The sequence below is a fragment of the Yoonia sp. SWMV100 genome, assembly GCF_056108365.1.
Genome location: NZ_JBWBAQ010000007.1, coordinates 16944 through 39665, shown reverse-complemented (window position 1 = coordinate 39665; position 22722 = coordinate 16944). Strand labels below are relative to the sequence as shown.

At 57.8% G+C, this 22722-nt stretch carries 20 protein-coding genes; 9 read left to right on the top strand and 11 right to left on the bottom strand.

Annotated features, from left to right (window positions below; genetic code table 11):
- The first annotated feature begins 7 nt into the window (after positions 1–7).
- Both ACXJGX_RS14610 and ACXJGX_RS14605 read left to right on the top strand, forming a co-directional pair.
- A complete protein-coding gene (locus ACXJGX_RS14610) occupies positions 8–1585 on the top strand; it encodes a DUF5928 domain-containing protein (RefSeq protein ID WP_474782963.1) in 1578 nt (525 codons plus the stop codon).
- A gap of 7 nt (positions 1586–1592) precedes the next feature.
- The gene (locus tag ACXJGX_RS14605; protein ID WP_474782961.1) at positions 1593–1955 is read left to right on the top strand and encodes an HIT domain-containing protein; all 363 of its coding nucleotides are present in this window, start codon (positions 1593–1595) and stop codon (positions 1953–1955) included.
- A 32-nt stretch (positions 1956–1987) separates the two neighbouring features.
- Here ACXJGX_RS14605 and ACXJGX_RS14600 read toward each other — a convergent pair whose 3' ends face one another.
- Complete coding sequence (locus ACXJGX_RS14600; protein ID WP_474782959.1) at positions 1988–2917, bottom strand: ABC transporter ATP-binding protein; 930 nt, start codon at positions 2915–2917, stop codon at positions 1988–1990.
- A gap of 87 nt (positions 2918–3004) precedes the next feature.
- Here ACXJGX_RS14600 and ACXJGX_RS14595 point away from each other — a divergent pair, with 87 nt between their 5' ends.
- The gene (locus tag ACXJGX_RS14595) at positions 3005–3184 is read left to right on the top strand and encodes a zinc-finger domain-containing protein (protein WP_474782957.1); all 180 of its coding nucleotides are present in this window, start codon (positions 3005–3007) and stop codon (positions 3182–3184) included.
- Here ACXJGX_RS14595 and ACXJGX_RS14590 read toward each other — a convergent pair.
- Positions 3181–3624, bottom strand: coding sequence for a hypothetical protein (locus ACXJGX_RS14590; protein WP_474782955.1), 444 nt, complete (start codon positions 3622–3624; stop codon positions 3181–3183). The two genes, ACXJGX_RS14595 and ACXJGX_RS14590, sit on opposite strands and share 4 nt — an antisense overlap.
- 34 nt (positions 3625–3658) lie before the next feature.
- Here ACXJGX_RS14590 and polA point away from each other — a divergent pair, with 34 nt between their 5' ends.
- Positions 3659–6472, top strand: a complete 2814-nt coding sequence (gene polA / locus ACXJGX_RS14585) for a DNA polymerase I (RefSeq protein ID WP_474782953.1) — start codon at positions 3659–3661, stop codon at positions 6470–6472.
- Positions 6473–6554: 82 nt separating this feature from the next.
- Positions 6555–7034, top strand: a complete 480-nt coding sequence (locus ACXJGX_RS14580; protein ID WP_474782951.1) for a pyridoxamine 5'-phosphate oxidase family protein — start codon at positions 6555–6557, stop codon at positions 7032–7034.
- A gap of 37 nt (positions 7035–7071) precedes the next feature.
- Here ACXJGX_RS14580 and ACXJGX_RS14575 read toward each other — a convergent pair whose 3' ends face one another.
- From ACXJGX_RS14575 to ACXJGX_RS14555, 5 genes are all read right to left on the bottom strand, one after another.
- Positions 7072–7539 (bottom strand): Hsp20 family protein, encoded by a 468-nt coding sequence (locus tag ACXJGX_RS14575; protein WP_474782949.1) that lies wholly within the window; start codon positions 7537–7539, stop codon positions 7072–7074.
- Positions 7540–7678: 139 nt separating this feature from the next.
- Positions 7679–8482: a trypsin-like serine peptidase gene (locus ACXJGX_RS14570; protein ID WP_474782947.1), complete on the bottom strand. Its 804-nt coding sequence runs from the start codon at positions 8480–8482 to the stop codon at positions 7679–7681.
- Positions 8483–8537: 55 nt separating this feature from the next.
- Positions 8538–9854 (bottom strand): glycolate oxidase subunit GlcF, encoded by a 1317-nt coding sequence (glcF, locus tag ACXJGX_RS14565; protein WP_474782945.1) that lies wholly within the window; start codon positions 9852–9854, stop codon positions 8538–8540.
- On the bottom strand, positions 9854–10936 hold the full coding sequence (locus ACXJGX_RS14560) for an FAD-binding protein (RefSeq protein WP_474782943.1): 1083 nt from the start codon (positions 10934–10936) through the stop codon (positions 9854–9856). Before ACXJGX_RS14560 ends, glcF begins: the two co-directional genes overlap by 1 nt.
- Before the next feature lie 61 nt (positions 10937–10997).
- The gene (locus ACXJGX_RS14555; RefSeq protein ID WP_474782941.1) at positions 10998–12431 is read right to left on the bottom strand and encodes an FAD-linked oxidase C-terminal domain-containing protein; all 1434 of its coding nucleotides are present in this window, start codon (positions 12429–12431) and stop codon (positions 10998–11000) included.
- Positions 12432–12512: 81 nt separating this feature from the next.
- On the opposite strand from ACXJGX_RS14555, the gene ACXJGX_RS14550 reads away from it, so the two are divergent.
- Positions 12513–13211: a DUF599 domain-containing protein gene (locus ACXJGX_RS14550; protein WP_474782939.1), complete on the top strand. Its 699-nt coding sequence runs from the start codon at positions 12513–12515 to the stop codon at positions 13209–13211.
- 142 nt (positions 13212–13353) lie between these two features.
- On the opposite strand, the gene ACXJGX_RS14545 is transcribed toward ACXJGX_RS14550, so the two are convergent.
- The 4 genes from ACXJGX_RS14545 to ACXJGX_RS14530 are packed head-to-tail and all read right to left on the bottom strand — an operon-like array spanning position 13354 to position 20087.
- Positions 13354–15420 (bottom strand): hypothetical protein, encoded by a 2067-nt coding sequence (locus ACXJGX_RS14545; RefSeq protein ID WP_474782937.1) that lies wholly within the window; start codon positions 15418–15420, stop codon positions 13354–13356.
- Positions 15417–18164 carry a DUF4159 domain-containing protein gene (locus ACXJGX_RS14540; protein ID WP_474782935.1) on the bottom strand — a complete coding sequence of 916 codons (2748 nt, stop codon included), beginning with the start codon at positions 18162–18164 and terminating at the stop codon, positions 15417–15419. The genes ACXJGX_RS14545 and ACXJGX_RS14540 overlap by 4 nt, the downstream gene beginning before the upstream one ends.
- A 52-nt stretch (positions 18165–18216) precedes the next feature.
- Positions 18217–19086 carry a DUF58 domain-containing protein gene (locus ACXJGX_RS14535; RefSeq protein ID WP_474782933.1) on the bottom strand — a complete coding sequence of 290 codons (870 nt, stop codon included), beginning with the start codon at positions 19084–19086 and terminating at the stop codon, positions 18217–18219.
- Positions 19083–20087: an AAA family ATPase gene (locus ACXJGX_RS14530; RefSeq protein ID WP_474782931.1), complete on the bottom strand. Its 1005-nt coding sequence runs from the start codon at positions 20085–20087 to the stop codon at positions 19083–19085. Before ACXJGX_RS14530 ends, ACXJGX_RS14535 begins: the two co-directional genes overlap by 4 nt.
- A gap of 71 nt (positions 20088–20158) precedes the next feature.
- On the opposite strand from ACXJGX_RS14530, the gene ACXJGX_RS14525 reads away from it, so the two are divergent.
- The 3 genes from ACXJGX_RS14525 (at position 20159) to ACXJGX_RS14515 (ending at position 22719) form a co-directional block, all read left to right on the top strand.
- The gene (locus ACXJGX_RS14525) at positions 20159–20734 is read left to right on the top strand and encodes a DUF1285 domain-containing protein (RefSeq protein ID WP_474782929.1); all 576 of its coding nucleotides are present in this window, start codon (positions 20159–20161) and stop codon (positions 20732–20734) included.
- A gap of 201 nt (positions 20735–20935) precedes the next feature.
- Positions 20936–21850, top strand: a complete 915-nt coding sequence (locus tag ACXJGX_RS14520; RefSeq protein ID WP_474782927.1) for a hypothetical protein — start codon at positions 20936–20938, stop codon at positions 21848–21850.
- A gap of 119 nt (positions 21851–21969) precedes the next feature.
- Entirely contained in the window at positions 21970–22719 is a 750-nt protein-coding gene (locus ACXJGX_RS14515; RefSeq protein WP_474782925.1) for a hydroxypyruvate isomerase family protein, read from the top strand.
- Positions 22720–22722 lie beyond the last annotated feature (3 nt).

Genomic DNA, 22722 nt, shown 5'->3' with positions numbered 1-22722 from the left:
AACCGCGATGGCACGTATTGCCTTCATTCTTCTGTGCCACAAGAACCCTGATGCGATTGTGCAGCAGGCGCAACAGTTGACGGCGGCAGGGGATTATATCGCGATACACTTTGATGCGTCGGCCCCGCAGGCGGATTTTGCGGCGATCCGCGCTGGGCTTGCGGACAACCCGAACGTTGCTTTCGCCAAGACACGGATCAAATGTGGCTGGGGCGAATGGAGCCTTGTGCAGGCGACGTTGCATGCTGTGAATGCGGCGGTCGACGCATTCCCGCGCGCCAGCCATTTCTACATGGTATCGGGCGACTGCATGCCGATCAAATCCGCGGCTTACGTCCACGAATTTCTGGACCAGCATGACCGTGATTTTATCGAAAGCTACGACTTTTTCGAGAGTAACTGGATCAAAACTGGCTTTCGCGAAGAGCGTTTGATTTATCGTCACTTTTTTAACGAACGCACCCAGAAATGGCAGTTCTATACCTCGCTTTCTTTGCAGCAAAAGCTGGGCCTGACGCGCAAAATCCCCCATGATATTCAGGTGATGATCGGCAGTCAGTGGTGGTGTTTACGTCGTCGCACCGTTGAAGCCTTGCAAGAATTTGTCGCGACCCGCCGCGATGTGATGCGGTTTTTCCGCACCACGTGGATACCCGACGAGACATTTTTCCAAACCTTGGTCCGCCATCTGGTGCCAGACCGCGAACTGGAAAACCGGACCCTGACATTTTTGATGTTCACTGACTACGGGATGCCGGTCACGTTTTATAATGATCATTTTGATTTGTTGCTGGGGCAGGACGGGTTGTTCGCGCGCAAGATCAGCGCGGACGCGCATCAATTACGGACCGAACTTGGTGCGCTTTATGCCAGCGACCGCACCGACTTTGTGATCTCGGACGAAGGCCGGAACCTGTTTAAGTTTTTGACGGGCCGCGGTCGGGATGGGCGCCGTTTTGCGCCACGCTTTTGGGAAAATGCGACAACGCTGGGCCGATCGCGCGAATTGATGATTATCGCCTGTAAAAAATGGCATGTGGCAAAGCGGCTTGTTGCGGGCATTCGTGCGCATACGGACATCGCCGCCGTCGAATACCTGTTTAATGAACAAGATACGGTACTGCCTGATTTGGGCGGCATCGAAGCCACGATCGAAAAGCGCGGCCGTCATCGCCGCGCCCTGTTGCGGATGCTGTTTGATCAATACCAAACCGACCGATTGGTGATCTGTCTGGACACTGCGAACCTTGATCTGATCACCGATTTCTTTGCGGATCGGGCGAACGTGCGCCTTCTGGAAATTGAATGTAATTTTGACGACGACTATCTGACTGGCCATGCGAAACGTGTGGGTCTTGCGGGGCCTGCGACCACTGACGCAGTTGTCGCGCGCCTACTGCCCACGATCCGAAGTGATATTATTCATGAGCGCGACAGCATGCGTGATGCGGCGTTTTCGGGCGCTCTGCGTATGCGTGAAAACGCCAGCATTGATGAAAATGCGGCGGCGATTGGTCAGTTCCTGAGTGTGAATGCGGACCTGGCCCGCACCCTTGCCGAAACCCCTTATCTTTTTGTTGATTGAGGCCCCCATGGACTATGCATACGACGACCAGAATATCTTTGCGAAAATCTTGCGCGGCGAAATTCCGAACAACACCGTTTTTGAAAACGCCCACGCCTTGGCGTTTCATGATATTACGCCGCAAGCCCCGGTGCATGTGCTTGTCATACCAAAAGGCCCCTATATGAGCCTTGATCATTTTGCACGGGATGCGTCCGCCGAAGAGCAGGCGGGTTTTTTTCAGGCGGTTGCGGCGGTCTGTGAATTAACAGGGTTAAAGCAGGGATTCCGCGCCGTGTCGAACACACGCACCCACGGCGTGCAAGATGTGCCGCATTACCACATGCACATCATCGGCGGCAAACAACTGGGGCGGATGTTGCCCAATTAACCCCGCTGCGGGTAATTGGGCAAACAAGACCTTTATTTCGAAGACGTGAGCGACAAGAACACGTCTTCAAGGTCGGCTTGCTGGGTGGTTACATCCTTGATGCTGATCCCGGCTTCCCGGACAATGTTCAGGACCGCGTCTGCGGGCGTTGTGCTGCTTTTGTAGGTAAACGTCAGCGTGCCATTGGCGTGCTTTTGACCGATGATCGACGGCGGCAGCGCAGGCAGGTCCGCCGCCCGATCGGGGGTGATCACCAGCGTTTTACTGTCGAGTTGCCCCAGCAGGTTGGCGGTACTGTCGCGCACGATCACCTCTCCGTGGTTGATGATCGCGATGTCGTCGCACATCTGTTCTGCTTCTTCGAGGTAATGCGTGGTCAGAATGATCGTCATTCCTTCATTGTTAAGTTTGCGCACGTTCTGCCAAAGCAGGTTGCGCAGTTCGATGTCGACACCGGCCGTGGGTTCATCAAGCACAAGGATTTGCGGGGAATGCACAAGCGCCTTACCCAGCAGCAACCGCCGGCGCATGCCGCCAGACAGTGACCGTGCATAGGCGTTGGCCTTGTCGGTCAACCCGATCAATTCCAATATTTCGTCCGTTTTGCGTTGCGATTTTGGCACGCCATACAGCCCCGCTTGCACGTCAAGCGACCCGGCAGGGGTGAAAAACGGGTCAAGGTGGGGTTCTTGTGGCATAATTCCGATAGAGGCGCGGGACTGGCGCGGGTTCTTGTCTTGGTCGAACCCCCAGATGTTCACGGTGCCGGCCGATTTCACCACCAGACCAGCTAAAATATTGATAAGCGTCGATTTTCCGGCGCCATTTGGCCCGAGCAATCCGAAAATCGTCCCGCGTGGTATGTTCAGATCGATGCCTTTCAGCGCCTCTTTGGCGGGGCTGCGCCCTGTGGCGGCGTAGGTCTTTTTCAGGCCTGAAATTTCTATTGCGTTGTCGGTCATGCTGGTCTTTCCCCTGCGCCATCGCTGCGGTATATCTGCACTGATCTAAAGCGGGCAGCGCCCCGCGGCAACCAGACAGGTGAAATCATGACCACACCCGCCCCAGAGATTCGCATTGTGCACGACTGGCGTATTGCCTGTGACGGTGGCGAAGCCGGCCTTGGCCACCCGCGCGTGTGGCTGCAAATCCCGCATGAAGTCGGATTTGTTGAATGCCCCTATTGCGATGCCAAATTGGTGCATGCGGATTTCGAGGGCAAGGTTTAGTCGGTCTGCGCCGTGCAGGATGCGTTGGCAGGGCTATCGGCGGATTGATCGCGTAGAGCGCCCATCATGTCATGTGCGACCCACATCCGCACGTGGCGTCCGTCGGCTGTGACAGACTGCCCATAGCTGTACCCGGCGCCCAAATATGCCGCGTCATAGTTGGCCATCGTGCGTGTACCATCGTCGCACGATAGGGTGATTTTGCCCGCATATGGTTTGTTGAATCGCATGCGCGTGGCGGTGCATGTGACACCGGTGTCAAGCTGGCCGCGCATGGTGTTCACCGGGCCGTTTCCGATCGCCACCCCATCATACCGCAGCCCGTCCATGCCGATACATGCCAGCACGTAATCGCATTGGTGCGGGCCGCAGGGCGCCGAGGATTGCGCGCTTAGTGGTCCGGCAAGGCAGATGATCACTGGAAGGATCGGTCGGAACATGGCAAAACTCCGTCAGACAATAAGGGGCGATACCATGACAACGCAATTCGGCAAAGGCTGTCATCTACACCTGATCGACGGGTCGGCTTTTATTTTTCGTGCCTATCATGCGCTGCCGCCGCTGACGCGGAAATCGGACGGTTTGCCGGTGGGTGCGGTGTCTGGTTTTGTAAACATGTTGCAGCGGTATGTTGAAAACAACGCCGGACCGGATTCGGCGACGCATGTTGCGGTGATTTTCGACAAGGGCAGCCACACCTTCCGCAACGACATGTATGACCTTTACAAAGCCAACCGTGAAGCGATGCCAGAGGATTTGCGCCCGCAAATGCCGTTGACCCGCCAAGCCACACGCGCATTCAATATCGCTTGCGAAGAGATCGAAGGTTTCGAGGCGGACGACATTATTGCGACCCTGTCCCATCAAGCCCGCGATGCGGGCGGCAGGGTGACCATCATTTCATCCGACAAGGATCTGATGCAGCTGGTCGGTGACGGGGTCGAAATGCTGGACCCGATGAAAAACAAACGCATCGACCGTGACGGCGTGATCGAAAAATTTGGCGTCGGGCCAGAGCGTGTTGTCGATGTGCAAGCGCTTTCGGGGGATTCGGTTGATAACGTCCCCGGTGCGCCGGGGATCGGGATTAAAACCGCAGCGCTTTTGATCAATGAATACGGCGATCTGGAAAGCCTGCTGGACCGCGCAAGCGAGATCAAGCAACCCAAACGCCGCGAGACGCTGATCGAACACCGTGCGCAGATTGAACTGTCAAAACGGCTGGTGCAGCTTGATTGTGATATGCATCTGCCGTTTGATCTGGATAGTCTTGAAATCCGCGACCCTGATCCAGAGGTTCTGCTGGGCTTCCTGGCGGAAATGGAATTCCGCACTGTGACCAAGCGGATCGCCGAAAAACTGGGGGCAGTTGCCCCGACGATCGAGGACGCGCCACAGGTCGCAGATGTTGCGACCCCTGCGGCGGTGCCGTTTGACGCGGACACTTACGAATGTGTCTCTGACGAGGCTGCGTTGCAGGTCTGGATCGACCGTATTCGCGAACGGGGCTATGTGGCGGTGGATACCGAAACCACCGGATTGGACGAAATGATCGTCGATTTGGTCGGGATTTCGTTGTGTGTAGAACCGGGGCAGGCCTGCTACATCCCGCTGATTCACAAGGCCTCTGCGTCTGATGATTTGTTTGGATCGGATGCCGCGGCCACCGGGCAGATGAATATCGACCGGTGTCTGGCAATGCTAAAGCCGGTTTTGCAGGATGCTAGCATTCTGAAAATCGGTCAGAACATGAAATACGACGCCAAGATATTTGCCCTGGTTGGTATCACGGTTGCGCCGATTGATGACACCATGCTGATGTCATATGCGATGCATGCAGGCATCCATAATCATGGGATGGATGTGCTGTCGGAACGGTATCTGGGGCATACGCCGATCCCGATTAAGCCGCTGTTGGGTGCCGGTAAATCGGCGATCACCTTTGACCGGGTGCCTGTTGCCGATGCGGTGAAGTATGCGGCAGAGGATGCGGATATCACGTTGCGACTGTGGCAACATTTCAAGCCGCAGCTGCACGTGAACCAAGTGACAACCGTTTATGAGACGTTGGAACGGCCACTGGTCCCGGTGCTGGCGCAAATGGAAATGCACGGTATCAAGGTGGACCGCGATACGCTGTCGCGGATGTCGAACGCTTTTGCGCAGAAAATGGCGGGGCTGGAAGACGAAATTCAGGAAATGGCAGGCCGCAAGTTTAACGTCGGATCACCCAAGCAACTGGGGGAAATCCTGTTCGACGAAATGGGTCTTGAAATGCCGGATGGCAAAAAACCTTCGACGGGTAAAACGGGTGCCTATTCGACCGGGGCTGATGTTCTTGAGGATCTGGCGACGATCCACGATTTGCCACGCCGCATTCTGGATTGGCGGCAATTGTCCAAGCTGAAGTCAACCTATACCGATGCGTTGCAGGGTCATATCAACGCGGATACCGGGCGCGTGCACACGTCTTATTCTATTGCAGGTGCAAACACCGGACGTTTGGCATCGACCGATCCTAACCTGCAAAACATCCCGGTCCGGTCCGAAGAAGGGCGGCGCATTCGCGAAGCCTTTGTTGCAGAACCGGGCAAGGTTTTGGTCAGTCTGGATTATTCCCAGATCGAATTGCGCATTCTTGCGCATGTTGCAGGTATCGATGCGCTGAAGCAGGCGTTTGTTGATGGCATCGACATTCACGCGATGACCGCGTCGGAAATGTTTGATGTGCCGCTGGACCAGATGACATCCGACATCCGGCGGCAGGCGAAGGCGATCAACTTTGGTGTCATATACGGCATTTCGGGGTTCGGGCTGGCGCGTAACCTGCGCATTCCCCGCAACGAGGCCCAAGGGTTTATCGACCGTTATTTTGAACGGTTCCCGGGTATTCGCACCTATATGGACGACACTGTCGCCTTTGCCAAAGACCATGGCTATGTGCAAACCCTGTTTGGCCGCAAGATCAACACGCCGGAAATTAACGCCAAGGGCCCCCATGCTGGCTTTGCCAAACGTGCGGCGATCAACGCGCCGATTCAAGGCACGGCTGCTGATGTGATCCGGCGCGCGATGATCCGGATGCCCGATGCGATCCGCGATATTCCAGCGAAAATGCTGTTGCAGGTCCATGACGAATTGATCTTTGAAGTGGATGAAGGCAGCGCCGATGCGTTGATCACTGCCGCGCGTGATGTGATGGAAAACGCCAGCGATCCGGCCGTTAAACTGGACGTAAAGCTGGCGGTGGATGCAGGCCAAGGTGCAAACTGGGCCGAAGCACACTAAAGGGAACGAAATCGATACTTAACTGTTGTCCATCCGAACGGTCGCGCATGTGCGCGTGGCCAACAGATTAGGAGAGACAACAATGGACAAGCAGCGCAAAGAGTTTTGGGACCGTATCGAAGACGTCAACGACGGCATGCTGAGCATCGGTGGCAAAATGTTTACCCCGATGTCCCCACAGGTCCGCGACGATGCGGAAGACGGCAAGATCTGGTTTATCACTGCTGCTGGCACCAGCTTTGCAAAGGCCACTGAAACCGGTGCGACCGACGCCCGCTTGATCGTAGCTGACCGCTCAGCCGCGATTTATGCCGACATTGCCGGCGTGCTGGCCATGTCGCACGACGAAAAAGTGTTGGACGACGTATGGAGCGTGGTCGCAGGTGCGTGGTTCGAAGACGGCAAAAAGGACCCTGATGTCCGTTTGCTTTGCTTTACGCCCACCTTGGCCGAAGTATCGCTGACCGAAGACAATCCATTCAAGTTCTTCTATGAGATCGCCAAAGCCACGATCACCGACGAAAAGCCGGATGCAGGTTGGCAGGGAACAATTGCGTTCTAATGCAAATGGGGGGCTCTGCTGAGCCCCCCATTTTTTATCAGTTTACCGATTTTGCTTCGACAAGGTTTGCGTCTGTTTTCCCCGCAGAGGTAATAGCGATCCTGCGCGGTTTCAGGGCCTCTGGGACTTCGCGGGTCAGGTCGATGTGCAGCATCCCGTTTTCATGGCTGGCGCCGGTGACGCGCACATGGTCTGCCAGATGGAAACGGCGTTCAAACGCGCGTGTGGCGATGCCGCGGTGCAAATATTTGCGATCCGCATCGTCGTCAGCCTTGCGTGCGGTGACATGAAGCGACCGATCTTTGACCTCAATCGCAAGATCGTTGTCCGCGAAGCCTGCAACCGCAATCGAGATGCGCCACGCATCATCATCGGTCTTTTCGATATTATAGGGGGGATAGGTGTTTTGGCCAACATCAGAGGCAAGCGCACGATCCATCAGATCAGCGATTTGGTCAAAGCCAACGGTGGCACGGTAAAGGGGGGTTAGATCAAAACTACGCATGTCAGGTCATCCTTTTTGAAGCGATAACATTTTGAAGGTCTTCCCATCGGGACAGACCAAAGTTAGCGAGGCCCAGCATTGGCGCCTCGGTAAATTGTATTTGGGAACCATGTTTTACGGTTTCAAGGGCCACGTGGCGCTAATTGACCGACACGAACTTTGCGCCCGTTTCATTGCGTTCCATCGTGCCGAGCAGGCGTTGGGTGCCGCCCGGACGTGCCGGCCCAAGGGTCGCAAAATGTGATAACAGCGCAGATAACGGACCATCAAGCGACGTGCCAAGCGAAACCTTTTGCCCATTCACCTGCGCCTTGGCCGACACCACGGACGCGATCCGTGTTTCCCCGTCGCGGACCGTAAATACAGGTGCACCGCTCGAGCCGAAATCAACATCACATGTCATCACGATAATCCCGGTTTGCCGGCCCAAGACGCTACAGACTTCTTGTAAACTTGCCGCTTCTTCGCGTCCGCGCCCGTAAGAAACCACGCCAACCTGATCGCCAGTTAGCGGACGTTGCGCGATCAGATAGGGGTGTATGCGGGTGCTTCGGATCGGCTGATCAAGCTCGAGAACAGCGATATCCATCGCGACCTCTGGTCCGATTGTGGAGGACAGGTTGTGGACATATTCGGGGTGTGCGATTGCGCGGATGACATCGCGCGTTGCTTCGGCGCGGCCATCGCGCAGACCCGCGCGAAATTCAAAACGGCTGGCGTCAATGGCGTTGCCATCGCTGTCAAACAGGCAATGTGCGGCGGTCAAAATCAATCGCTCGCGGATCAGGGCCGCAGTGCAAAACCCCTTTCCGCGAATATCAAGCCTGCCGACGGCCTCCCAACCTTGACTGTCTTGCCGCGTTTGCAAGGTGACCAAGTCGGATTCTTGCGCATGCAGGCCCGTCGCCAAAAACATAAGCGCTGACATCAACAATTGCCGCATGCTGTCCCCTTTGCTTTGGATCAATTTCGCTGACAGTTAAGGCAGCAATGTGGCGTTAGCGCAGGATTGGCACGGGGTGTTTCATTTTTCCTGCACCTGATAACGCGGGTGGCTTTGGCCCGCCGGTTGCCCAATCCAACAGTTCGACTGTGTGTACAATGGGGACCTGTGTCGCGCTACCGATTTGCATCATGCAGCCGATATTGCCGGCCGCGATGATGTCGGGTTGCAACGCCTCAAGGGTGCCGACCTTGCGTGTCTTTAACTGCCCCGAAATTTCGGGCTGCATCAGATTATAGGTTCCCGCTGACCCGCAACACAGATGGCTGTCTGCGGGTTCCAGAACAGTGAAGCCGGCCCGCTTCAGTAAGTCTTTTGGGTAAGTTTTTATTTTTTGCCCATGCTGTAGCGAACAGGCCGCGTGATAGGCGACTTTGGTGTCTTTGTCGGCGCCGACCGGTAGATCGAGTTTCATCAGGATTTCAGAGACATCCATCGCGATACTGCTTACGCGGGCGGCATCATGTGCCAACGGATCATTGCGGAACATATGCCCGTAATCTTTGACCGTTGTGCCGCAGCCAGAGGTATTGATCACGATCGCATCAAGCCCGTTGTCCATTTCGCGCACCCACGCGCGAATGTTTGTTGCCGCCGCGGCGTGGCTCTCGGATTCTTTGCCCATGTGGTGGGTCAGCGCGCCGCAGCACCCGGCACCTTCGGCCACCACGACTTCGGCGCCAAGACGGGTCAGCAGGCGGATGGTGGCATCGTTGATATCCGTGTTCAGCGCCTTTTGCGCACAGCCCGTCATCAGCGCCACCCGCATCTTTTTATCGCGCGCTGGAAAGGTCTGCGGGTCGTCATTGCGGCTGACAGGCGGGATCACTTTGGGTGCCATTTCCAGCATCGCCCGCAAACGTGGGTCCGGCATGAAACGCGCAAAGGGCCGCCCGATTTTCGCACCCAGCAGCGCCAGCCGGAACCGCGTTGGATAGGGCAGAATATGCGCGAGCATCCAGCGCAAGGCCCGGTCCGACCACGGCCGGTTATAGTTCGTTTCGATATAGGCACGCGCATGATCCACCAGATGCATGTAATGCACGCCAGACGGGCAGGTCGTCATGCAGGCCAAGCATGACAAACAGCGGTCGATATGTTGGACGGTTTTTGCGTCGGGTGTGCGATTGTTTTCCAGCATGTCCTTGATCAGGTAGATCCGCCCACGCGGACTATCCAGCTCATCCCCGAGCACCTGATAGGTCGGGCAGGTCGCGGTGCAAAACCCGCAATGGACACAGGCGCGCAGAATGTCGTTGGCGCGCGCGGTGCCCGGATCGGACAGCTGTTGTGGCGTAAAGTTTGTTTGCATCAGCCCATTGCCCCTGCGTTAAGAATGCCCCGTGGGTCGAATTTTGCCCGCAATCCCGCTGTGATCGCTGCGATCGGGGCAGGTTCGGGTTGAAAAACGGGCAGGCCACCGCCGCCGCGCATTAATGTTGCATGGCCCGCAAACCCGCCCAGCCGCGCTCGCAGGTCGCCGCCGTCAGTCAGTGCCCAGATTAATCCGCCGCCCCAGTCATATTGCACGGCTTTTGCGCCCATCTTTGCGACCAATGCGGGCGCGTCTGATGGTTTTACACTGACGCGCCAGACATCGCCGGGCTTTTCGGCAAAGGCGGTGACATCACGGATCGCAGACCAGTCAAAGTTTTCGACCAAAGTTGCGGTGCCAAAGGGCGCTAAAACCTTTGCCAAAGCGTCGCTACGATAGGCAACCGAGGCGTCAAACCCTTCAAGGCGGAACCGTGTTTTGCCTGTTGCCGGATCATGGGCCACGCCTGTCACCTCGTAAGGTGACCCCAGCGCCGCGGACATCGCGGCAACGGCGCGCGCGTCATCCAGCCCATCCAGCACAACTGTGGTTTGGGTGGCGACATCCGGCAGGACTTTTAATGAAACCTCGGTCAGCACGCCCAAGGTGCCGTAGGACCCCGCCAGCAATTTGACCAGATCATACCCGGTGACGTTTTTCATGACACGGCCACCGTTTTTGATGATTTGTCCGGCCCCATCCACAAAACGCACGCCCAGCAGAAAATCACGGCAGGCACCGACTGAAATCCGGCGCGGGCCGGATACATTTGCGGCAACCATGCCGCCAGCGGTGGGTATGCCTGTCGTCCCCAACAGCGCGCGGTGATCCATCGGTTCAAACGCAAGGCGCTGGTTTTCGGCGGCCAGCGCGGTTTCGATCGCGGCCAGCGGTGTGCCTGCCTTGGCCACAATGGTCAGCGCGCCGGGCTCGTAAAGCGAGATGCCAGTCAGGCCGGTGGTGTGCAGCGCCGTGCCGTCGGTGGGGGCAATCGGGCGCGTGCCGCCGCCGGTGATACGTAACGGGCCGTCGGCCGCCTTGATCATCTCGGCCAGTTCATTTTCTGTTGCTGGGGTCATGGCTTCTTTCGCGTATAAATGTCCTGAGGGAGGCCCGTCAGGGCCGGGGGCAATGCCCCCGTCATGCAGCACGTCTGTCGGATGAACTGGCCAGCGGAAACACCTTGGCCGCATTCAACAGCCATTTTGGGTCAAACACGTCCTTGATCGCCATTTGCGCGTCAAGGTCGGCAGGGTCATATTGCACCGTCATCAGGTCGCGTTTTTCGATCCCGACCCCGTGTTCGCCGGTCAGACAGCCGCCGACTTCGACGCATAGCCGCAGAATATCCGCGCCAAAGGCTTCGCAAAGTTCCAGATCGCCCGGTTTGTTGGCGTCGAACAGGATCAGCGGATGCATATTGCCGTCGCCCGCGTGAAACACGTTACCGACACCCAATCCGTATTCCTTGGACATTTCGCCAATGCGGCGCAGCACAAAGGGCAGCTGTGACACCGGAATCGTGCCATCAAGGCACATATAGTCGTTGATCTGGCCCATTGCGCCAAACGCCGATTTGCGGCCCAGCCAAATCCGTGCGGCTTCGTCTGCTGATTTTGCTTCGCGTAATTCTACCGGGTTGTGGGACCGTGCGATGTCCATGATCAGGGCCAGTTGGGCGTCGATTTCCGCTGTTGAGCCTTCGACCTCGACGATAAGAAGGGCCTCGCACATGGGATAGCCTGCTTTGGCAAAAGCTTCCGTCGCCTCGATACAGGGGCGGTCCATGAATTCGATCGCGACGGGCAACACGCCCGCCTTGATGATGTCGGTCACCACCTGGCCTGCGGTTTCGTTGTCATCATAACCCATCAGCACAGGTCGCGCGCCTTCGGGTTTGGGGAGAATGCGCAGGGTGGCTTCGGTCACGACGCCCAATTGTCCCTCGGATCCGCAGATCACACCCAACAAATCCAGCCCGCCAGCATCCAGATGCGCGCCGCCGATCTCGATGATGGTGCCATCCATCAAGACCATGGTGACACCGAGCAGGTTGTTTGTCGTGACGCCGTATTTCAGGCAATGCGCCCCGCCGGAGTTCATTGCGATATTGCCCGCAATGGCACAGGCAAGCTGGCTGGACGGGTCGGGGGCATAAAAGAACCCGTTTTCCTCGACGGCGCCCGTGACCGACAGGTTCGTGCGCCCGGTTTGTACCCGGATATAGCGGTCGGCATAATTGGTTTCGATGACACCATTCATTTTGGCGACGCCCAGAATCACGCAATCAGCGGTCGGCAGGGCGCCACCCGCCAGTGATGTCCCCGACCCGCGCGGCACCACAGGCACACCCATTTCGTGGCAAATCTTAAGAACGGCTGCGACCTCTGCCGTGCTGCTGGGCAGGACCGCGCACAGCGGCGGGCAGCGGTAGGCGGTCAGCGCGTCACATTCGTACGCGCGTGTTTCAGAGACGTCGGAAATGACGGCGGCCTTGGGCAAAACTGCCTCTAGACGTCGCACAATTTGGTCTTTGCGGGCGATGACGCTGGCGTTTGGTGCGGGCATTTCCATGGGTGGCCTCCGTTATTGGTAATAATATATTACCAATTTTTGGATATGGCAAGTCTTCTGGGGAATGGGTAGTGATAACGTATGACATTATACGAACACTTGGGTCTTTTGACCGTCTTTGACTGGGCTGCGGCCGCGCTGATGATCGTGGCGTGGTACAGCCTTGGCGTGCTGATTGACCGCTCTGGTGGGACGCTCCCATCGGTCACGGTGCTTATGTCGCAGCATCGACGCGACTGGATGAAGGTTTTCGTCGAACGTCAGCCGCGCATTTTTGACAGTCAGATTTTGGGCAGCTTGCGCCAAAGCACGTCGTTTTTTGCGTCGACATGTCTGCTGGCGCTGGGGGGTGTTTTGGCGTTGATCGGTAATACCGATCCGTTGCGTGGGGTCGCCGCCGAGGTGTCGGATACCGCGATCCCCGAAGTGATCTGGCAAGTAAAGCTGGGCCTTGTGGTGCTGTTTTTGGCCAACGCGTTTTTGAAATTTGTCTGGTCCAATCGTGTGTTCGGCTATTGCGCAGTGGTGATGGCGGCTGTCCCGAATGACCCAGCGGACCCCAGCGCATACCCGCGCGCCGCCCAAGCCGGTGAATTGAACATTCGTGCTGCGGTGAACTTTAACCGTGGGCTGCGGGCGATGTACTTTGCGCTTGCTGCTTTGGCGTGGTTGATTGGGCCGACGGCATTGTTGATCGCGACCTCGGTCGCGGTCTGGATCGTGTGGACCCGCGAATTCGCGTCGATCCCGCGCAGTATTTTGATGGGAAAAATACTTTAAAATTGCGGTATTTGGGCGCGACCCGCACCCCGTGGCCTTACTGACGCGCCGAACTGTTCGATCCGGATCAATACCAACACCCGGTCACACTCCGGTTTTTTGCAGATCAAAAAGCGGTATCAGGGACGCCACGTATTGCGGTTTAACGCCGTCCTTCTCGCAGCCACGCCCCGATAATCAGTACAGACGCCAGCAGCAGCCATGCCCATGCGGGCAGGATGGGCGTGATCCGTATATCGGCGGTTTGATAGGCCCCGCGCGGCGTGATCCCGATCCAGCCACGCCCTGATGCCGGGCGACCGGGACGAACGTCACGGATGCTGATATCGCCCGCGGACACGGGCATGACGCCGCCGCCTGTCGTATCTATCAGCGGTCGCAGTGTCGTATCCGACGCGATGGTTTGTTCAAATTCGCGCGGTGCCGCAGGCCCTAGGCCGATAACGGCGGACAAGGTGCCATCATCCAACCGATAGAGCCCGATTTCGGGCGCGTTCCACAGGGTTTCAAACCGTCCCGGCGACACTTCCTCTAACGTCAAAACCGTCTCGGTGCCGTCAGGATGGGTTACCGTTATATCGCCAGAGTCTTCGCCAAGTGTGCGACGGATAATCCGCATGGTTTGACCGGTCGGCTCGGCCCAAAGCGCTTCTTCCTCAAGCTCGGGTTCTTTCATCATCCAGTGCGCGAGGCGACGCAGCAATTCAAGCTGCGGCCCGCCCCCCTCATAGCCGCGATCCCAAAGCCAGCTTTGGTCAGAGGCCATCAGCGCCACGCGCCCTTCGCCGACACGGTTGAGGATCAGCAGAGGCCGATCATCAAGCCCTGACATCACGGTTGTTGCCTCTGCCGGGACCAGCACGTCAACCAGTCGGAACCAGCGGCCCCAACCCGGCCCGTTGCCCGCGGCGTTGGGAAATAGGTCGGCCAAACCTTCGGTCACCGGGTGGCGGGCGCCAATATCGGTGATCTGCGGGGTAAAGCCTTCTTCGAAGACGCGGGCGGTCGGTGCGCCGGGCAAAATTTGCCCCAGAGGCGACCGATAAATGCTTTCTGCCGCACCGTATTCCGGACCGGACGAGATCAGAACCGCGCCGCCGTCTTCGACGTATTGCCGGATATTGTCCAGATAAGCAGAGGGCAGAATGCCGCGCCGCCGGTAGCGGTCAAAAATGATCAGGTCAAAATCGCCGATTTTGTCTTGGAACAATTCGCGGGTCGGAAAGGCGATCAGCGATAATTCGTTCACTGGCACGCCGTCCTGCTTTTCAGGCGGGCGCAAAATGGTAAAGTGGATCAGATCAACAGTTGGATCGGACTTTAGCAGGTTGCGCCACGTGCGTTCACCTGCATGTGGTTCACCCGACACCAGCAATACGCGTAACCGATCGCGCACGCCGTTGATTTGCACGACAGCGGCATTGTTGCGCGGCGTCAGTTCGCCATCAACGCCGGGCGTCGCAAATTGCAGCACGTTCATCCCGCCATGGGGCAGTTCAATCGGCAGTTCGATATCGCGTCCAATGGGCACCGACAGCGCAACCGGGGCTTCGCCGTCGATCGCGATGGAAAGATCGGCAAAGGCGTCGCCCGGTGCGGCACCTTGGTCTTCGATCCGCAGGGTCAGCACGACCTGTTCGCCCAAAATCGCAAATGCCGGCGCATACGACACGATCAGCCGCCGGTCCCAATCGTCAGGGGTGCCCGTCAACAGCAGATGCAGTGGCGCGGGCAGGCGGGGGGCGCGATCAATGTCATGCAGCCGCCCGTCACTGAGCAGGATCACTCCGGCGATGCGGGCTTGCGGTTCTTCTGACAATGCCTCGGACAGCTTTGTCATCAGTGCGGTGCCGGTGTCGCCTTCGCCATCAGCGAGCGTCACAATCCGCAGTTCGGTATTGGGTTGGCGCGCGATTTCGTCTTGTACGTTGGCGATGGCTGCCGCGTTTTGGTCTGGGCGACCCGCGATCCGTTGGCTCGCGCTTTCGTCGACGACCAGCACCACGATATCCGACAGCGCAGCACGGTCTTCTTGTTGCAGCGACGGGCCTGCAAGTGCCGCGATCAACGCAAGCCCCGCCAAACCGCGCATCCAGCTTCCGGGTAAGCGGCGCCATAGTGCAACGCCAAAGCCCAAGGCGACGACCCCCGCCGCAATCGCAATGATGATCCACGACAAAAGCGGATCAAAGATGATCGTTTGTGTCATTGCCCTAACCTATCCAGCAGATCAGGCACATGGACTTGATCGGATTTATAATTGCCTGTCAGCACGTGCATGATCACGTTAACCCCAAAGCGCAGCGCGATTTCGCGTTGGCGTTCGCCTGTCGTGCCGCGCCCCACGGGGAACATACGGCTGCCGTTCGAATTAACGGCCCATGCACTGGCCCAGTCGTTGCCACCGATGATAACGGGTGTAACCCCGTCGTTCAGGTTGCGGAACGGCATCCCTTCGGTTTGGACAGCATCCAAAGGCGCGGCTTCGACCCAGACATCGCGACTGGCATAGCGGCCCGGAAAATCCTGTAGCAGATAAAAACTGCGGGTGACGACGTGGTCCGACGGGATCGGTTCCAGCGCCGGAATGTCGAGCGACCGCGCGATCGCTTGCAGTTTGCGCCCTTCGGGTGATCCGGACCCGAAACGCGCGGTGTCTGCGTCGCGGGTGTCAAACATGATCATCCCGCCGGATCGCAAGTAACGGTTCAATTTGACATAGGCTTCGCGCGATGGCAGCGGTTGATCCGCCGTGATCGGCCAATAGATAAACGGAAAGAACGCCAGTTCATCACGTTCCAGATCGACACCTAAGGCTGTCGCCGGTTCGATCGTCGTGCGTTGAAACAGCGTTTGGGAAAGGCCTGTCAGGCCCGCAAAGGACACAGTGTCGACAGCGTCATCGCCTGTCACGACATAGGCTAATGCCACCTGCGACGTGGCCCCGATTGCGAAATCATCGGACACTTGTGCCTGCGCGTCCGGTGCAAAGATAAGCATTAATGCAATTGCAGCGGCCACATCGGCACGGGGACCGCGCAGACGGCCACCGACGGCAAGAGATGCGATGACATCCAGCAGTAGCAGCATAATTGCACCGCCGATCAGTCCCCCTTTGAGCCGGGTTTCGCGCGCGGCGGCCATGCCTTCGACCGGGATACGTGCCGGCCACGCGGCAGGTTTCAAAACCGTGTCAGCGCGAATGACATTGATCGCCAACTGCCGATCCGCGCCATTATAAAGGCCCGGCGGTAGCGCGGGGCCGGTCACACCGCTTGCCAGCAGATCACCTGCGACACCGGGCAGTGCGCTGCCATCGTTCAGGCGACCATAGGCATCCAGCACTTTGTTGGGCAGCCACGTGGTGCCGTCCAGTTCAGCCGCATCGGGGGTTGCCGGGCGAGTCGAAACAGCCAGACGTTCCAGCATTTGCACAAACAGACCTGACAACGGCAAGGTCGACCATTCAGCGTTTGCAGTGGCATGGACCAAGACAATTTGGCCTTGGCCAACGGTTTTGCGCGTGACTAGCGGGGTTCCGTCCGCGAGTTGGGCAATCACACGGTCGGCAAGGCTGGGATCGGGCTGCGCCATCACTTGGCTGGTGATCATAACGTCATCTGGCACCGGCAATCCGAAAAACGGGCTGTTTTCGTCAAAGGGCGCAAGGGTCTTCGGCTCTCCCCAGCTCATTGCGCCGCCGACGGTGCGGCCGCCTGATCGCAAGCGGACGGGCAGTAGCGGGTCTTCGGCGGTGCGCCCAAGGTCGCTGGCGGCCAGATGTGGCCCGGCAAACCGCAGCAACATCCCGCCATTTTCGACCCAGTCCAGCACCGCATCTGATTGGGGCACTGTCGCGACATCCGCCAGCACGATCACATCCGGATTGGCGACCAGAATATCCGCCATCGTGCCGTCGATCAGGTCAGCGGTGGGTGCGAGGGCTTCGCGCAGGTAGAACAGCGGTGAAAGCAGGTCGAGTGCTTCGCGGTTATCGCTGCCCGCGATCAGCGCGACCTCGCGCCGCTTGAGCGCATCGTCGGTGAGGCTGACGGCAGCCGCTGACCGCGTGCCAGTGATTTCAAACCGTGTGACGCGGTTGCGCAGTTCGGGGGGAAACACGAGGGCCGTTTCCGCATCGCCGTCGCCTGCCGCAAAGCCCAGAGTGACAGTGGCAAGGTGTCGTTCGACCCCGGCGGGGTCCAGCCCTATGGCCGCAATCGTTGTTTCAGCCGCGCCGCCGATAGGGGTTCGTGTGGCTGAGACGATGACCTCACCGTCTTCGAAACGTGCGGGGCGCAGCGCGATCGTTTGGCGTGGCGTTTGAAAGACCGTGACCAGACCGGCAGCTTCGAACGTGGCCAAGAGCGTATCGCGTCCGGTGAAATCGAGGCTGTCCGAGACCCAATAGGTTTCAAACTTGCCCGCTTGTGTCGCGAAATAAGGAGCCGGATCAATAGGCTGCCACGGCTGTGGTTTCAGGTTGGGAAGCTTGTTTTGCCAGTCTGTTGGTGCCGCAAACGGGACCGCATCGGCGGGCAGGTCGGTGAGCGTGATAACCGCGACACGCCGATCTGCGACGGCGGCTTCGGCCAACAGTGAATCAACCCGGTCGATTTGTGCCTGCCAATTGGCAGCACCGGCCCAGGTGCCATCCAGGGCAATCACAAGATCGCCTTTGCCGTCGCGTGCGGCTTGCGGGTTCAGGACCGGGCCAGCAAAGCCGATAATGATTGCTGCCACCGCCAAAAGCCGCAACAGGAGCAGCCACCAAGGGGTGCGGTCTGATTGGCTGTCATCGTCATTCAGTCCCAGCAGCAAAGCCACACCGGGAAAACGTCGCCGCACCGGCGCGGGGGGGACGGCGCGTAGCAAAACCCACAGCACCGGAAGTGCGGCCAGACCCAAAAGCAGCCAAGGGGCGGTGAACCCGATCGGACCAAGCACCCACATCAGACGTGGCCCTTTTGAGTATTTGGGACAAAGCGAGGGAAAGAAAGGAGTGTCATGCGTGCCGTTCCAATGCGCCATAAAGCCACAGCAGGGCGGTTGTGGCGGCTTGCCCAGTATGGTGGGTCTGAAATTGCCATCCGGTGAGGCGTGCCAGTTGCGCGAGGCGGTCTTTGCGTTCGGCAATTCGCGCCAGATAGCGTTGTTTAAGGTCGCCAGCTTTCAGGGTTTCGTGTTCGACGGCGCCTGTCATCGACGTGAATATCGTGCGGCCATCAAAGGGAAAGTCTTCCTCTTGCGGGTCGAGAACCTGTAACAACGCACCCCGTACACCGCGGTCGGCGGCGCGCAACAGCGCGTCTTCGACGGGGGCGATGTCACCTAGAAAATCGCTGATAAACACGGCGCGCGAATGAGGCAGCATCCCTTGGGTTTCAGGGCTGCCATAGTCGGTGTCGCCGTCTTCGGACAGAAGTTGTGCCATCTGCATGATTTGCGCGTCGCCCCGGCGGGGGGGTAAACGTAGGCCGGTTAATCCCACCCGTTCGCCACCGCGGATCAGAAGAATCGCGGTCGCAAGCCCCAGCATCCGGGCGCGGTGGCCTTTGCTGGGCAGATCGCCGGACTGAAATTGCATGGAGGCGGCTTGATCGACCCACAGCAGGACGGACTGCGCGATTTGCCATTCTTTGTCTTGCACAAAGTTGGCGTCCGACCGCGCCGATCGCCGCCAATCAATCGTGCGGGCGGCATCGTGGGATTGCGCGGGTCTGTATTGCCAAAACGTATCACCGACCCCGGCGCGCCGCCGTCCGTGATCGCCCAGCAAAACTGTGGTCGCCAAATGCTCTGCCTGCGCCAACAGCGCGGGCAGCGGGGCGGCCAATGTTTCGGCAGAGGCGCGAAGGGTCAGCGGTGCGGTCATGCGGCGGCTGCGACCTGCGTGATCTGGGCCGCAACGGTGTTAATGATGTCTGCGATGTTTTCACCGCGCGCCCGCGCCGCGAAGGACAGCGCCATCCGGTGTTCCAGAACCGGGACCGCCATCGCCAGCACGTCTTCGGCAGAGGGCGCCAAGCGTCCATCAAGCAGGGCTTGCGCACGCACTGTCAGCATCAACGCCTGCGCCGCACGCGGGCCGGGTCCCCAGCTGACGTTTTGGCGAATGATGTCTGGCGCATCAGCGTCCGGGCGGCAAGCACGCACCAGATCAAGGATCATCTCGACGATATTTTCGCCCACAGGCATCCGGCGCAGCAGGGTTTGCGCATCAAGCAGTTCTTGCGCGGTGAAGACGGCTGTTGCTTTTGCTTGGGTGACGCCGGTGGTGGCGATCAGGATATCGCGTTCGGTCGCGCGGTCGGGGTAGGGCACGTCAATCTGTACCAGAAAGCGGTCGAGCTGGGCTTCGGGAAGCGGATAGGTGCCTTCTTGTTCAATCGGGTTTTGCGTGGCGAGAACATGAAACGGAACCCCAAGCGGGCGGTGCTGCCCCGCGATTGTGACTTCTTTTTCTTGCATCGCCTGCAACAGCGCCGATTGGGTCCGGGGTGAGGCGCGGTTAATTTCGTCAGCCATCAAAAGCTGGCAAAAAATCGGTCCCTCGATGAACCTGAAGTTGCGCGCGCCAGTGTCGGAGGTTTCTAAAACCTCCGAGCCCAAGATGTCGGCAGGCATCAGATCTGGCGTGAACTGAATGCGGTTGCCGTTCAGGCCCATGACGGTTGACAGCGTATCCACGAGCATCGTCTTACCAAGGCCGGGCAACCCAATGAGAACGGCATGGCCGCCACAAATCAGCGCGGTCAGGGTCAGGTCAACAACCCGCGGTTGGCCAATAAATCGGGCGCCGATACTGGTGCGCGCTTCTTGCAGTTTTGCGCCCAGACTTTCGATTTGGGCAACAAGATCGGCGTGATCGGCCATGACTTTCCTCCGATTGAACTATATCATCACTATACCAACAGATATTCCACCGAACCCCAATGGCAAAATCAATGACCACACAAAAGATTGTGACCCCGTCAGCAGAAAGTATCGCCCAAAGCGCTCGCGCTGCCCAAAAGGGCGGTTTGCCGCCGGTACATTTGTGGAATCCGCCGCATTGTGGCGAAATCGACATGCGGATCGCGCGGGATGGCACATGGTTTTATATGGGCACGCCGATTGGACGGCCCGCGTTAGTCAAACTGTTTTCAACGATTCTGCGCAAGGACGGGGATGATTATGTCCTGGTGACGCCGGTGGAAAAGGTCGGGATCACGGTCGATGACGCCCCGTTTGTAGCGGTCGATTTTAATCGCGAAGGTGACGCGCTGGTGTTTGAAACCAACGTCGGGGATACGGTCACGGCCGGAACGGACAATCCGATCCGCGTCGCGCGTGATCCAAAAACAGGCGAGCCCAGTCCATATGTTTTGGTCCGAACAAACCTTGAGGCGCTGATTGACCGCAAATCGTTTTATCGCTTGGTTGATATCTGTGAAGAGGCGGATCATGGCGGTACGCGCTGGCTTGGCGTGAAGTCGGGCGGGACGTTTTTTCCGGTAATTCCGGTCGCCGATTTAGCCTGATCGCTTTACGCAGCGCAATTTTATAGCCGTTTCGGTGATGTCACTCGATTTAATGTATGCGCAAATTGCATGGCAGCTATGCAAAATCTGTCGAAACATGTTGCATAAAATCCTACATCAGATGTGGTCTTTCACGCGAACCTTGCAACTATTCGGTGCGCGTTTAGGTGCTTTAACACGTATATTATTTGGAGAGCTACAATGCTTCGTTCACTTTCATTGACCGCCGCCGCTGCAATTCTGGCAGGGCCAGCTATGGCCGACGGCATCAACTATGCCCTTATCGGCTATGACTACACAAACATCTCTGCTGATGGTGTCGAAGACCTGAACATCGGCAACTTGCAAGGCGCGGTTGAATACGAATTTTCGCAGTTTTTACTGTCGGCGGATGTGCGGCATGTGAACGTTGAAGTTGACTCTGAATCTTCATCTGCAACCGTTTATGCTTTTGGCGCAGCTTACATGCTTTCGCCTGAAGCGCTTGTTGGTCTTGAAGTGCTCGGCGTCGAGGCCGAGGATGCTGATGCAACAACTGGTTATGGTGTTTATAGTCAGTTCCAGACAGCGCAATATGCGCTAGGTGTGCACGTATCGCAGCAAGACAGCGACCAAGACAACATCACAACAAACATCTACGGCGAATTTGTGACATCTGATGCGCTGACGTTGGGCGTGCAGGTCAACAGTGAATCTGAATTCGACGGCACAACAAGCTACTTCAGCGCGGATTATGAGCAGGGCGCGATCGAAGCCCGCACGTTTATCATCAGCAACAACGAAGTGGACGGTGGTTTGTTCGGTCTATCCGCAAGCTATCAGTTCAGCGCGCAATTCCGCGTCTCGGCCGCTTATCAAACGCTGTACGGTGAAGACACCGACGACGCGGATGCATTTAGCGTCGGCGGTGGCTATCAGATTACGGATGGTATGTGGATCGATGCGAGCTATGGCCAGATTGGAGGCGACACTTACATCGACGGCATTGAAATCATTCAAGCCTCGCTGACATACGAACTGGGTGATCGCAAACGGTTGGACCGTCGGTTTGCACAGGCAGCAATTGATGACTCCCGCGCGACTGGTCTGGTGTCATTGCTCAACGCAACACGATAAGATCGATCGATGCGATAAACACGTGATAAGCCCGCACATTGTGCGGGCTTATTCGTTCCAACAGTTGGATTGGCAGGTCCTCCTTTTCGCGGTATGAAATCCGAAAAGTAGGAAAACGAATGCCGAAATTCTGCGCGAACCTGACGTGGATTTTCACGGAACTCCCGTTTCTTGATCGTTTTGCCGCTGCCAAAGACGCGGGGTTCGATGCGGTAGAGGTATTGTTTCCCTACGATGTGAATGCCCAAGATGTGGTCGCCCAGCTTGCCCGCTATGAACTGCGCATGGCGTTGATCAATTGCCCGCCACCGAATTACACGGGCGCAGAGCCGGGATGGGCAGCTGTGCCCGCGCTGCAAGACCGGTTTCGCAGCGATTTCAATCGCGCCGTGCGCTATGCAAGGACCTTGGGCGCCGCGCACGTGCATATCATGGCCGGCACTGCCACGGGTGATGCGGCCAGAACGACATTCATTGAAAATTTGCGCTGGGCGGCAGCCGCAGCGCCGACTCAAAGCCTCACGATTGAACCAATTAACCCCGTTGATATACCCGGCTATTTCCTGAACGATTTCAATTTGGCAACCGATGTGATCGCCGCCGTGAATGCGCCGAATGTGAGGTTGCAATTCGACGCGTATCACGCGGCCAGGATCACGGGTGACGTCATGGGTACATGGGGACGGGTGCGCGACAGCGTCGTTCATGTTCAAGTTGCGCAAACGCCCGCGCGGTCCGAACCTGACGCCGGAGAGATCGACTATCCCGCGTTTTTTGCCCGACTGGATGCGGATGGATATAACCGGTGGGTCAGCGGTGAATACAAACCACAAGCTGAAACCGCACAGGGCTTGGGTTGGATATGCTGATCG